The sequence below is a fragment of the Blautia sp. JLR.GB0024 genome, assembly GCF_037000545.1.
GTDB lineage: Bacteria > Bacillota > Clostridia > Lachnospirales > Lachnospiraceae > Blautia > Blautia celeris.
The window spans coordinates 66,304-78,824 of sequence record NZ_JBANBF010000004.1 but is presented as its reverse complement, the minus strand read 5'-3'; the positions used below and the strand labels follow the sequence as shown (position 1 = coordinate 78,824).

The window sequence follows — 12,521 nt, the reverse complement described above, 5'->3', positions numbered from 1 at the left end:
GGTACGGCTCTTTTTCATATCTTATCGTTTTTCAAAGCTTCCGCATTTTGTCTCGTCACAGCGACAGGCACTTCCGCCTGTGATGGTGATCTTGTCTGCATGGCATTTCTCTTCTTTGTTGAAGGTACAGGTACATGCGCGGCAGTCCACATCAATGGTACGGCATCCGCAGCTTTCAGCAGCGGCTGAATTGGATGCAGATTCTCCTCTCTCCTCAAAGCTGCGGCAGCAGGTCTCGTCTGCAACCTTTGCATCGCTTCCGTCTACCAAAATGTCTCCCTTGGAACAGTATTCATCTTTGTTATAAATACAGGTTCTTGCAGTACAGCTTAATAATGGCATAGTCATTTCCTCCTTTAAATTTCGTCGGAAATAGTATGCGTCCGGCTGTACTTTTTTATACCATTGATTTTTTTATAAATTTATTTCTGCTCTTCTGCTTTCACTTCACGGATTTCCCTGCTTTTGATCTCTTCTTTGATGGCTGTGATAAATCCGCCCAGGTCTTTTTGTCCCTCATCGCCCAGGAAACGGCTTCTCACGGACACAAGGCCCTCCTCCTCTTCTTTGGCGCCTACAACCAGCATGTACGGAATCTTTTCCAGTCTGGCCTCACGGATCTTGTATCCGATCTTCTCAGCCCTTGTATCCATATCCGCACGGATTCCCGCCTCCTGAAGCTCTGCCAGGACTTTTTTGCCGTAATCCATATATTTGTCGGAGATTGCCAGAACACGCACCTGGATTGGTGATAACCAGGTCGGGAATGCACCTGCAAAGTGCTCGATCAAAATACCGATGAAACGCTCAATGGAGCCGAATGCTACCCTGTGGATCATGATCGGACGGTGCTTTTCCCCGTCAGCGCCAATGTATTCCAGCTCAAAACGAAGGGGCAGCTGGAAGTCAAGCTGAATCGTTCCGCACTGCCAGGTTCTGCCGATAGAGTCCTCCAGATGGAAGTCGATCTTCGGTCCGTAGAAGGCACCATCCCCTTCATTTACCACATAGTCAAGTCCCAGGTCATCCAGAGCGCCCCGCAGAGCCTCTGTTGCCATCTCCCAGTCCTCATCGCTTCCCATGGAATCCTCAGGGCGTGTGGACAGCTCCACATGGTATTTGAATCCAAACAGGCTGTAAACCTGGTCAATGAGGCTGGCAACACCCTTGATCTCATCCCTGATCTGGTCCGGTGTCATGAAAATGTGGGCATCGTCCTGTGTAAAACAGCGCACACGCATGAGTCCGTGAAGCTGACCTGATTTTTCATGGCGGTGTACCAGTCCCAGTTCTCCCATGCGCAGGGGCAGGTCGCGGTAGGAACGCGGTTCAGACTGGTAAGCCAGAATGCCGCCCGGGCAGTTCATGGGCTTAATGGCAAAATCCTGTTCGTCAATGACGGTTGTGTACATATTCTCTTTATAGTGATCCCAGTGACCTGAGGTTTCCCACAGATGGCGGCTCAGCATGATCGGAGTGGAAATCTCCACATAGCCGGCTTTTGTGTGGATCTCTCTCCAATAATCCAGAAGGGTATTTTTCAGCACCATGCCTTTTGGCAGGAAGAAGGGGAATCCGGGTCCCTCATCCCGCATCATGAACAGGCCCAGCTCTTTGCCCAGCTTTCTGTGGTCACGCTTTTTGGCCTCCTCGATCCTTGCCAGATGTTCCTCCAGATCTGCTTTCTTAGTAAATGCCGTGCCGTAGATTCTGGTGAGCATTTTATTTTTCTCGCTGCCTCTCCAGTAGGCACCTGCAAGGCTTGTGAGCTTGAATGCCTTCACCGGTTTTGTAGTCATGAGGTGGGGGCCTGCGCACAGGTCTGTAAATTCTCCCTGTCTGTAGAAGCTGATCACAGCATCCTTTGGCAGGTCTTCGATCAGTTCTACTTTGTAAGGCTCCTCCTTTTCTTTCATGAAGGCAATGGCTTCCTCTCTCGGAAGTTCAAAGCGTTCCAGGGGCAGGCCTTCCTTCACGATCTTCTTCATTTCCGCTTCGATCTTTTCCAAATCCTCCGCTGTCAGGGGGATTTCCCTGTCAATATCATAATAGAAGCCGTCGGAAACGGATGGTCCGATCGCCAGCTTGGCATCCGGATACAGGCGCTTGATCGCCTGGGCCATGATATGGGATGCGGTGTGGCGGAATGCTGCCTTGCCTCCCTCATCCTGAAAGGTCAGAATGCTCAGCTCACAGTCGCTGTCCACAACTGTTCTCAAATCCACTGCCTGTCCGTCCATTTCTCCGGCACAAGCCATTCTTGCCAGACCTTCGCTGATATCAGAAGCGATATCAATCACAGACATGGCATGATCATATTCTTTCTTTGACCCGTCTTTTAATGTGATAATCATAATTCCTCTGCTTCTCCTTTTCTCTCTGCATTTGCTGGTTCCTGCGATGACGGCGGACTCCTTTGCCGCTTTCCCGCGCAGCAAAAAACCCGTCCCATGCAGCCATTTCTGACTGCAAGGGACGGGTAACTGTCATTACTCGCGGTTCCACCCTTGTTGTACACTGTCTTCTTCTCAGAAGACCGGTTCACCACTCATTTGATGATAACGGAATCACCGGGCCGGATCGGGGCCGCTCGGAGGTAGTTTTCAAATGCTTCCTGAACAGGCTGCTTCCAGCATACGCAGCCCTCTCTGGGAACTTCCGCATTTTACTCGTCTCGTCATCGCGTTTTCTGTATGAATCTACTTTTCATTATAACGGCAGAAATATTTTTGTCAACCATTTTTCTCTGAGAGAACACAGGGACTCTGCCCGCATCCGGCACTATTTTAGCAGCTCCAGAAGATCCTCCCTGCTGATCCTGTGGTCTGCCACTGCCTGCCCTTCCATAACGTTTTCCGCAAGGCGGGCCTTCTTTTCCTGGAGAGACAGAATCTTCTCCTCTATGGTATTCTTCACCACTATTTTCATGACTGTTACAATATTCTCCTGTCCGATGCGGTGGGTCCTGTCTGTAGCCTGGTTCTGGGCTGCCACGTTCCACCACGGGTCATAGTGGATGACAACGTCCGCCTTTGTGAGATTCAGCCCCGTTCCCCCTGCTTTCAGGGAAATAAGGAAGACCTGGGCATCCCCGTTCTGGAACTTTTTCACCATCTCCCGGCGCTGTTCTTTTGTATTCTTCCCTGAAAGATAGAGATAAGAAATTCCCGCCTTGTCAAATTCCGCTGCAAGCAGTTCCAGCATGGTGGTAAACTGGGAAAACAGCAGAATCCTGTGTTCCGCCTGTACTAAATCCTGTACCAGCTCCACACAGCTTTCCTGTTTTGCGGAACCGCCTCTGTAATTCTCGTAGCAGAGCAGAGGGGAGCAGCAGATCTGCCGCAGCCCTGTCAGCTCTGCCAGATATTTCATGCGCTGGCTCTGGTAATCCTCCTCGCTCTGGCCTGACAGCTCCATCTGCAGTCTGGCAACCCTGGCGTCGTAGAGCTTTCTCTGCTCCTCCTCCATCTTCACATAGATGGTCTTCTCCAGCTTGTCCGGCAGGTCTTTTAACACATCCTGTTTCTTTCTGCGCAGAATAAAGGGGTTCACCATCCGTTTCAGCCGCTCCATGACGTTCCCGTCCTCATTCTGGACAATGGGCTGTTCCAGCTCTTCCCTGAATTTTTTGTAGCTGTACAGATACCCCGGCATAATGAAGTCAAAAATACTCCACAGATCGCTGAGCCGGTTCTCAATAGGGGTTCCCGTCAGTGCCAGACGGTGTACCGCCGGTATCTCCTTCACAGCTTTTGCAGCCTGGGTGGCCGGATTTTTGATGTACTGTGCCTCATCTATGACCATATATGGAAAGACCTTCTCTTTGTACAGATCCAGATCACGTTTCAGAAGATCATAGGAGGTCACCAATATATCTTCTTTAGACGCATGTTCTATGATTTCTTCCCTCTGCCGGCTGTTTCCAACCGCCACTTTTACTGTCAGGTCAGGCGCAAACCGGAGGATTTCGCTTTCCCAGTTATAGACCAGGGAGGCAGGACAGACGATCAGCGCGCCCTCCTTCTTCATTTCCAGCAGTGCGATGACCTGCAGTGTCTTGCCAAGCCCCATATCATCCGCCAGAATGCCGCCGAAGCCCCACTGGGACAGCATGGCCAGCCAGCGGAATCCGTTCTTCTGATATTCTCTCAGTTCCGCGTTCAATTCTCCGGGAATCTCAAAATCACTGTCCTGATAGCTGTTCATATCTCGGATGAGCTGTTTGAATTCCGTGCTTCGTCTGGCATCCACTTTGCCGGAATGTGTTTTCAGGGTTTCCGCTATATAGGAAGCCCGGTATTTTGGAGCCTGGAAACTGCCTTCCCCAAACTCTTTCTCGTCAAAAGAAAGTCCCTGGGAGAGTTCAGATACCAGGGAAAGGCCATTGTCTTCCAGGCTGATAAAATCACCGCTTTTCAGACGGTAATACTTTTTCCGTCTGCGGTATCCCCGAAGGATATGTTCCATTTCTCCCGGATCCATGTCCTCCACCCGGATATCCAGATTCAGCAGATCCCCGGACAGACCAATGCCCACATTGACCTTCGGAGAGGGGAGAATGCGCATTCCACGGATCTTATCATCTACAAAAAGCGCTGCCAGTTCACGGATTTCATGGAATCCCATGTCCAGAAGCTCATACATTTTCTCTTCTGAGGTACACAGGCCGCAGTGTTCCCCTGTACCTTTACAGATGTCAAAATACTTTTCCAGGCATCTTTTCAGGTCCCCCTCCCTCTGCATATCGCGGTACTGGCTGGAGGGGTCCACGTCGTCAAAAAGATCATAGACCGTGGTTCCGTAAGCGGCTTGTGCACGCATACAGATGGCGTCCCGGATCTTCTCATCCACACTGAGGTAGACGCTGCACTCTGCCTCCTGGGGCTGGTATTCGTCAAAATCAATGTCATTCATCTGGATATCCGCATACTGTTCCAATATAGGGAGCAGAGCTGCGCAGAACGCGGTATAATCCTCCCTATTGAGAAAAATGGTGCGGTCCCTGTGCTGATATTGGTAATACTGTATACTGTCCGTATTCAGCGCTTTGATGATGGGCATCATATCCCTGGAAAACTCCGGCGTACACTGATAGATCGTATCCTCTGTCTGCAGATAGTCATGGACCGTACCCCTGATCCACTTTGGAGAATGCAGGTAAATACTGGCGCCCTCCTCCTCTGTCTTTACGATTTCCATCCTGATCACCGGATTGCCGCAGATGACCTGATAAGGCTTTCCGTCTATCTCTATGGTTCCGCCTGTATATTTCTGCAGGACCCTGTCCATGCCGTAATTGCTCAAACCGATTTTACGGAAATTGGAACTGTATACCTGGCTGCTGAACTCCATGTTGTGAAACTGCGTCTTCAGGCAGTCGGTCAGCAGGTCGATCCAGGAAAGAGCTTCCGGAGTAAAGGCAGAGCGGTCGTGGATAAAGCCCAGGTTCTTTCCATAGGAATCATATTTTCCCTTTTCCACGCAGTCCAGCATTTTACAGATATTTTTTAAGACATACAGCTTGCCGGCACCTATTTTAAATTCAATGTGAAACTGGTTATAAGAAGAGGTGATGATCGGTTCCAGGCGTACCTGTCCGTAATACTCCCCCAGCAGATACGCATTGTTCCTCACCGCGTATTTTGCAATGGTATCCTTCAGGGTATCAGATGTCCTGCGGTTTGCGGGGGTTTTTGAAGGAAAATCAACGGTACCAAGAGAATCTGCCGGCATCTGGGTCTCCCGGTAGGCAAGCGCCACTGCCACGCAGTGTTTGCACATACCCAAATACGCTCCGGCTGCCGGACAGCTGCAGATATAATCCGTGATCTCATCCTCTGCATCAAAGACAACTGTTGTCTCATACCATTTGCCTTCGCTTCCCTTCACCTGGGCACTGACTTCTTTGTCGTCTTCCAGATAGTCCTCAACCAAAAAACTCTTATAGGCTTTTTTGTCAAAAAGTGCTTTCCCACGCTGATACATGGCAGGAAAACAATTGTCTTTGATCGTACTGATTTTTAACATTTCTTCTTCTCCGATTGCTGAAAATTAACGTTTTTACTGCCTCTTACATATTTCCCACTGCTTTGTCCTTCAGGACCCCGAAAAATTCTCTCACAAGATAATTCACCTGTAAAAACGCGTTGCTTTTTGCCGGGATTCCTTCCACATGCCTGCATCCCAGCTTTTTCCCAAGGCTGACACCTCTGTACACATGAAAATTGTTGGTAACTACCCCGATGGATGCCTCTTTTCCTCTGTTGTCTTCCTTTTTATCAATGATCTCCAGAGAAAATTTCAGATTCTCGCTGGTGTTTGTGGAATGCTCCTCTTTCAGAAGGCGTTCCGGGGAGATGCCCTTTTTCTCCAGAAAGCGGTACATGGCCTCAGCTTCTGTGATATCCTCCCCTGTTCCCTTTCCCCCGGAGAGGACTGCTTTTGTTTCAGGGTTTTCCTCCAGATACTCCCCGGCACGCTCCACCCGGAGTCTCAGGGAGTTGCTCAGCTTTGTACCGTTTACCTGGGCGCCCAGCACGACCAGGTAGTCCAGATTTTCCGAAGGATGATGGAACATCCCCGTAAATATCAGAGCCTCCACTGTCAAAAAGACAAGGATGCAGAGGGCTGCCAGAACAATCAGACTGTTTTTTATAACCGGCGGAAGTGAAAATCCGGCCAGCACGCCGTGTCTGCTGTTCAGATGGAGAAGTATGGCGATTCCATAGAAGAAAACACCGCCTGCTGCCCAGATGCAGGGAAACAGGGAGGACAGGCCCGCATAAACTGTGATTCCTATAAAATAGAGGGAACAAAGGCTCCCCAGGATCATGCATAAAGTCTTCATTCGTATCCTTTCTAAACACAAAGGGGCGGTTCTCCACCGCCCCTCTGAAAATACTGCATCTTATTTGATTATTTATTTCTGCCGCAGCAGTGTTTATATTTTTTACCGCTTCCGCATGGACATGGATCATTACGTCCGATTTTCGGTCCTTTTACGACGGTACCGGATTTCTTCTGCTCCTTGTACAGCTCTTTTTTCTGCTCCTCTGTGAAGATCTCGTCCCACTGGGGAAGCTCATACAGCCAGTCTGCTTTTGCGTCTACCATATTCTTGTAGAGCATTTCATTATCAAATCCCAGATTTACCTCGGTATTCTCGTCCATCTCCTCAATCGGGTTCTGTACTTTCAGACTGTCATTGATGCCATCCAGGAATCCGACCATGGTCATAACGTCAACTTCAAATTTATCAGCCAGGTCTTTCACTGTGCCGCGAACTACTTCGTCCGGATTGGTCAGAAGTTTCTCATAGATTCCTTTTTCGATCAGAAAATAGTTGGTCCAGAATTTCTGCAGCTGCGCTTTGTCTGCTTCCTGAGAATAAGCAACATCTCTCCATTCCTGTAATAATGCCATGTATCTTTACCACCTTTTACTTATTATCGTATTTTTGAGGCGTCCCGAAACGCCTGACAGATATAGTATATACGATATGGCGGATTTTTTCAATCCTTACTTTTATCAGGCGTATTCGCGGTTTTCCCCTGCCAGGATCCATTTTCCATTTGTAAAGTCAGGAATTGCCACGGGATGTCCGCCAAGGGCAATAGACTCTTCTGCAAGGGCAGTGACGGACATCCACGCCGCTGCATCGTACACATCAATGGGGCATGGTCTGTGATTTCTCACACTGTCAAAGAATGCTTCAAACTCCAGCCAGTCCATGCCGTCATGACTGCCCTTTATACCCTCTGCTAGAAATTTTTTCCATGTGGGATGCTCGTAATCCTTTTCATATTCAGCGGCATTACCCCATTTTTCTTTCCATTTAAAATCATACGCCGCGTCTATTTTATCCAAAAAAACGGAATCGGTCGCTTCCTCATACATGCCCTTTGTCCCCCAGACTGTGAAATCGCGGCTGTAGAATCTGGGCAGGGTGGTGTTGAGTGTGAGAAGAATGGTTTCGCCTCCGGCACATTTTATTACGGTGTTCACCACGTCTCCCTGAGCAAATGCGGATGTGCTGTCTGATAAATATTCCCTAAGGCCTTCCGCTTTGGATACTGTTGAAGTGAGTGTAAGCATCCGGTTGCCTCTGTTGATATTCAGGATCTGGGCAATGGGACCTAATTCGTGGGTCGGATAGTTCTCCGCGTTTCTGTGTATGTAATTTCTCAGGCGGTAATGACGGTTTTCTTTTCCTCCGGCGATCTCTTCCCGCAGGTCGTGGAGATAGCCGCCTTTACAGTGGATGATCTTCCCGAATATTCCTTTTTTTACCATGTTCATGACCATCATTTCTCTTCTGCCATAGCAGCAGTTTTCCAGAAGCATAAAGGGAACCTTTGTGGCTTCCCAGGCATCCACCAAATCCCAGCACTGTTTTACACTGTAGGCACCGCCTACCTCCATGCCCACTGCCTTCCCGGCATGCATGGCTCTCACCGCAATGGGAATGTGGCTTTCCCAGGCAGAAGCTATAACCACAGCGTCAACCAGGGGGCTGTCCAGTACCTCCTGCACATCAACTGCCGCCAGGGGCAGCTTACCGCCTGCTTCCTCTGCAAGTTTTGACGCTGCCTGTACTCTGTCCTTATATTCATCGCAGACTGCAGTCACCTCCACATCCTGCATTCTGAGAATGACATCCCGCATAAGGCTGTATCCTCTGCATCCTAATCCTATGATTCCGACTCTCAGTTTCTCCATTTGACCGGCTCCTTTTCTGTCTGTGTGATGTATTTTGCTATAGAGTGTTTTAAATTTTTAATATGTTTTAGTTGTAACATAGCCGAATACAAATTTCTATAGGTATTTGGGGATATTATATTTGATATCGGATAACATTTTGTGCAGATATATTCTGTTGAATTTTTCCGCAGCTTTATTGCTGCTGTTTTCTCAGATAGTTTGCGGGAGATTCCCCTGTAGTGCGTTTGAAGACTGTGCTGAAATAGTTCCTGTCACAGAAGCCCAGAACTTCCGCGGTTTCATTGATGCCGTATCCTTCTTTCAGCAGCTCCATGGCACGGCGTATCTTCATCTGTGTAAAATATGTCATGATGCCGATCCCGGCGTATTTTGAAAATGTTTTTTTCAGAGATGCCGGGCTCATATTGCAGAGTCCTGCAATGTCTGCTTGGGTGAGATGCTCTGTAATATGTTTTTCCAAAGTGCGGACAATGAATCGGTAATTGTCTGCACTGACGGAAACATAGGCATCCATCCCGGGAGTTTTTTCGGTGAGAACGGACAGAAGAAAACTCTCAAAGGTATTAAAAAAGATCTGGGACTCCGCCTCTTTTCCGGAATGGACCCCTTTTACAAAGATTTCCCTGTCTCTGTGGAAAATGCTGCCCGCTTTTTCCATTAGGCCGGATATGGTATTGTATTCTTCCTCAGTCAACTGAAACTGCTTTTCTTTTATCTGAGGCATAGCGTCTGCGGCAAAAGAGATCACACAGATATGAGGCTCTGTCTTTTTTTCCGACCAGAGACGGTGGAATTCCATGGGACGGTGCAGAACGGACTGGCCTCTTTCCAGAATACATACATCTTCCCCGGCCGTCACGCCCAGTGAGCCGTCCAGTACACAGACAAATTCCCAGAAGTCGTGGGATTCGCCGTCAAAATAATAGGTATCTTCAAAGATTTTTTCGTATATGGTGAATACGGATGTGATGTTGACATACTTATTCACTGCACATCCCTGGAAGTATTTTTTCATAATTTTGCTCCATGGATAAAAAAAAATAATTTTTTTCATTTCTTTTGTATAGCTTGTTTGATACCGGTCATACTATAAGTAGTCCACGGAGGGAAGGCACAAAGATGTGACGCTCTTCGAGGATTACAAAAGAAAAAGTAGAAATACTTATCCTCCCCTTTGAAGCCTCTGTAACCGGAAGAAGCCCACTGGTTACAGGGGTTTTACATAATGTGAAGTGGTAAAGTGGGCCTAAAAACTGTTGTCAAACTGTTGTCAAAGTGTTGTCAGAATTTCAGGAACCCTTATGTTTCCAGGAGTCTGGGGTTTGTCAGGAGATATGTCTGTTTTCGTGGAAAATCCCTGGATGCCAACACCATCCCAAGTTATAATGATTACAAGATTGATTTTAAAACGTACGAAAATGACATGGTAAAAGCATTTGGTCGTAGACAAAAGGAAATCGCAGAGGAGAAAGAAGTATGCCAAGACGCCTGTAAATTCAGGTGGTTCCAGACATACTTCTTTTAAAGCTAAAACATTTGATAACATAACAAAATGCAGCAGATTGTATCAATTCATTCGTAGTAATTTAACAGAGCACAGCCCTATTTTATATTCCCACATTTCCGCTGTTTCTTCCCAACCCTGTATTCTCTGTAGGAAGCCATTCCATGGCACGTTTGATATAGGTATCCCAGAAATCCCATTCATGAGCCCCTGCTCCGCTTTCATATACTGCATTCACCCCGTTTTCTTTCAGAAAATGATACATATCCAGATTAACATCTCTCAGGCTGTCCTGCTCTCCGCATGCTATGTACACTTCTGGAAACTCTGCATTCTCTTCTTTTATTCGCCTGACAAGATATTTGGGGTTATTCTCACTTTCAGCCACTTGATCAAGATTTCCCCAGATGCTCTCTGCGTAATCTCTTCTTTCAAGCACATTTACGGTATCGTTTGTCCTGTGGGGCAGCTCCTCTATCAGGAACGCTCCGGAAAGAGACACAATATATCCGAATGTCTCATGATACTTCAGCCCGTTTAACAAAGCTCCGGCTCCGCCCATTGACAGACCGCCGATAAAGGTATCTTCCCTTTTTCTTGAAAGAGGAAACATTTTCCGGGTCATCTCCACTAACTCTTTTCCCACAAACTTCCCGTAATTGTTCATGGCTTCCGGGTGATCCACATAAAAAGAATTATCTCCGGAAGGCATGACAACCGCCAGATCGTGCTCTTCCGCATACCGCATGATCTTAGTCCCTGTCACCCAATCCATATAGTTTCCGAAGATTCCGTGGAGCAGGTAAAGCGTTTTGTATGGTTTCTCCTCTCTGGCCGGCATTCCCGGCATCTGCTGCTTGTCTACCGGCAGGATCACATTCACCGGAACTGTGCGCATTAAATTTTGTGATAATATATTCATTTGGATAAAGGCCATAATCTGTTTTCTCCTTTTATTAATTTTGACATGCGAGTACTGCAATCCCTTCTTTTGCCGGAAGACGGACTTCAATCTCTCCCACTGCTGCCGCATAAATCTGTGTCCGGGTCATTTCCCAGACATCCAATACCTCAACGCTGTAGCAGCCGGTTTTCGGAAGTTTCATAGAACAAATAGAAGGACAGCTGCGGGCAAAATACCGCAGATATACTTTCTCTTTAAAATGTCCAAAATACTGAGGATCTGCAAGCAGCATTCTTTCTTTTTCCGTTAATTTTGTCATTGCAAAAGCAAAACCTCGAATGGACTCCGGAAGCTGCATCAGCTTCTGCAGCAATGCACTGTTATCTTCCTGTGTATCCCCTGATCCCTGTTGTTCATATCCGGAAACTACCGGAGACAAGGCTCCCGGAAAACTTTCCAGGATTTCCTTCAGCCATTGAATGCGCCTTGGGCTCTCCCCCTTTAAGCGGCCGCCTTTTGCCCACCAGAGTACCTCATGTTCTGCATAATAAGTTTCCCCATGGGAGGCATAAGCTCCCTGTGTGTATACACACCAGAACCGGTTCACTACTTCAAAAGCAGAAAGATTCCCCCAGTTTTGCTGCAGATTCCCTTCATATCCCATCTCGTCATAAATTACCGGTTTTCCATACCTTTTCATTAGAGTCCCTGCCTCCTGATACCAGCAGGATTGTATGGAAACATGACTTATGGTATCGTGAGAAGAATCATAAAATTTCTGCCAGTTATGACAGCTTATAAGATGTTTCTGAGTATCCTTATCTGCAAGAAAACTTTCCAGTTCCCTCCAGTCCTCCTCCTTAAAATCATACATTACATCATATTCATTTGCAAGACTCCACCAGACATTCTTTCGAGCTGAGATTCGCTGAATAATATAGGATAGATATTTTTTTCGTTCACTCATGGTCAGATGCGCAAATCCCCATTTATCATATGGATGGAATAAAATGAGGTCTGCCTGCACACCCATTTCCTCCAGTTCATCCAGAACTGTCTCCAGGCGCTTCCAATATATTTCCACCGGACGATCTACACATATCTTATTCCCTTCCATTTCAAACGGAAACACATCCGGTTCTTCACGTACATACTCATAATATTTGGGAAAAATACAAAACCTGATTTTGTTAAACGGTGAAATCCTGAGTGTCTCCAAAGTCTCCCTAATCCTGTATTCCGGCTGATATAACAATGCATACACCGTTGTGCCAAAAGGGATATACGGTGTACCGTCCTCATACTCAAACCTGCATCCTTTTGTTAATACCTTTCCGTATTTCCTGTTCCCATTCATTTATCTGCACCTTTCTTTCTCCTGATTTTTATCTG

9 protein-coding genes are annotated in these 12,521 nt (G+C 47.3%); all 9 read right to left on the bottom strand.

The genetic code is table 11. The features are described 5' to 3' along the window. Positions 1 to 21 precede the first annotated feature (21 nt). Positions 22 to 342, bottom strand: coding sequence for a DUF1540 domain-containing protein (locus V8Q34_RS11075; protein ID WP_033139417.1), 321 nt, complete (start codon positions 340 to 342; stop codon positions 22 to 24). Between the two features lie 80 nt (positions 343 to 422). Continuing rightward, entirely contained in the window at positions 423 to 2,354 is a 1,932-nt protein-coding gene (gene thrS, locus V8Q34_RS11070; RefSeq protein ID WP_033139449.1) for a threonine--tRNA ligase, read from the bottom strand. Between the two features lie 427 nt (positions 2,355 to 2,781). Beyond that, a complete protein-coding gene (locus V8Q34_RS11065) occupies positions 2,782 to 6,027 on the bottom strand; it encodes an SNF2 helicase associated domain-containing protein (RefSeq protein WP_244805889.1) in 3,246 nt (1,081 codons plus the stop codon). A gap of 43 nt (positions 6,028 to 6,070) precedes the next feature. Beyond that, the gene (locus V8Q34_RS11060) at positions 6,071 to 6,847 is read right to left on the bottom strand and encodes a YdcF family protein (RefSeq protein WP_335835437.1); all 777 of its coding nucleotides are present in this window, start codon (positions 6,845 to 6,847) and stop codon (positions 6,071 to 6,073) included. 68 nt (positions 6,848 to 6,915) lie between these two features. Next, positions 6,916 to 7,422, bottom strand: a complete 507-nt coding sequence (locus tag V8Q34_RS11055) for an SEC-C metal-binding domain-containing protein (protein WP_335835436.1) — start codon at positions 7,420 to 7,422, stop codon at positions 6,916 to 6,918. A 105-nt stretch (positions 7,423 to 7,527) separates the two neighbouring features. Then, positions 7,528 to 8,718, bottom strand: coding sequence for a Gfo/Idh/MocA family protein (locus tag V8Q34_RS11050; protein ID WP_335835435.1), 1,191 nt, complete (start codon positions 8,716 to 8,718; stop codon positions 7,528 to 7,530). A gap of 175 nt (positions 8,719 to 8,893) precedes the next feature. Further along, the gene (locus tag V8Q34_RS11045; RefSeq protein WP_335835434.1) at positions 8,894 to 9,736 is read right to left on the bottom strand and encodes an AraC family transcriptional regulator; all 843 of its coding nucleotides are present in this window, start codon (positions 9,734 to 9,736) and stop codon (positions 8,894 to 8,896) included. A 592-nt stretch (positions 9,737 to 10,328) separates the two neighbouring features. Then, positions 10,329 to 11,162 (bottom strand): alpha/beta hydrolase, encoded by an 834-nt coding sequence (locus V8Q34_RS11040; protein ID WP_054352206.1) that lies wholly within the window; start codon positions 11,160 to 11,162, stop codon positions 10,329 to 10,331. A gap of 19 nt (positions 11,163 to 11,181) precedes the next feature. Beyond that, entirely contained in the window at positions 11,182 to 12,486 is a 1,305-nt protein-coding gene (locus V8Q34_RS11035) for a DUF5605 domain-containing protein (RefSeq protein WP_335835433.1), read from the bottom strand. Between the last annotated feature and the right edge of the window lie 35 nt (positions 12,487 to 12,521).

Coding starts and splice junctions, on each gene's coding strand:
- V8Q34_RS11075 (WP_033139417.1), bottom strand. CDS start 342: ATGCCATTATTAAGCTGTACTGCAAGAACCTGTATTTATAACAAAGAT.
- thrS (WP_033139449.1), bottom strand. CDS start 2,354: ATGATTATCACATTAAAAGACGGGTCAAAGAAAGAATATGATCATGCC.
- V8Q34_RS11065 (WP_244805889.1), bottom strand. CDS start 6,027: ATGTTAAAAATCAGTACGATCAAAGACAATTGTTTTCCTGCCATGTAT.
- V8Q34_RS11060 (WP_335835437.1), bottom strand. CDS start 6,847: ATGAAGACTTTATGCATGATCCTGGGGAGCCTTTGTTCCCTCTATTTT.
- V8Q34_RS11055 (WP_335835436.1), bottom strand. CDS start 7,422: ATGGCATTATTACAGGAATGGAGAGATGTTGCTTATTCTCAGGAAGCA.
- V8Q34_RS11050 (WP_335835435.1), bottom strand. CDS start 8,718: ATGGAGAAACTGAGAGTCGGAATCATAGGATTAGGATGCAGAGGATAC.
- V8Q34_RS11045 (WP_335835434.1), bottom strand. CDS start 9,736: ATGAAAAAATACTTCCAGGGATGTGCAGTGAATAAGTATGTCAACATC.
- V8Q34_RS11040 (WP_054352206.1), bottom strand. CDS start 11,162: ATGGCCTTTATCCAAATGAATATATTATCACAAAATTTAATGCGCACA.
- V8Q34_RS11035 (WP_335835433.1), bottom strand. CDS start 12,486: ATGAATGGGAACAGGAAATACGGAAAGGTATTAACAAAAGGATGCAGG.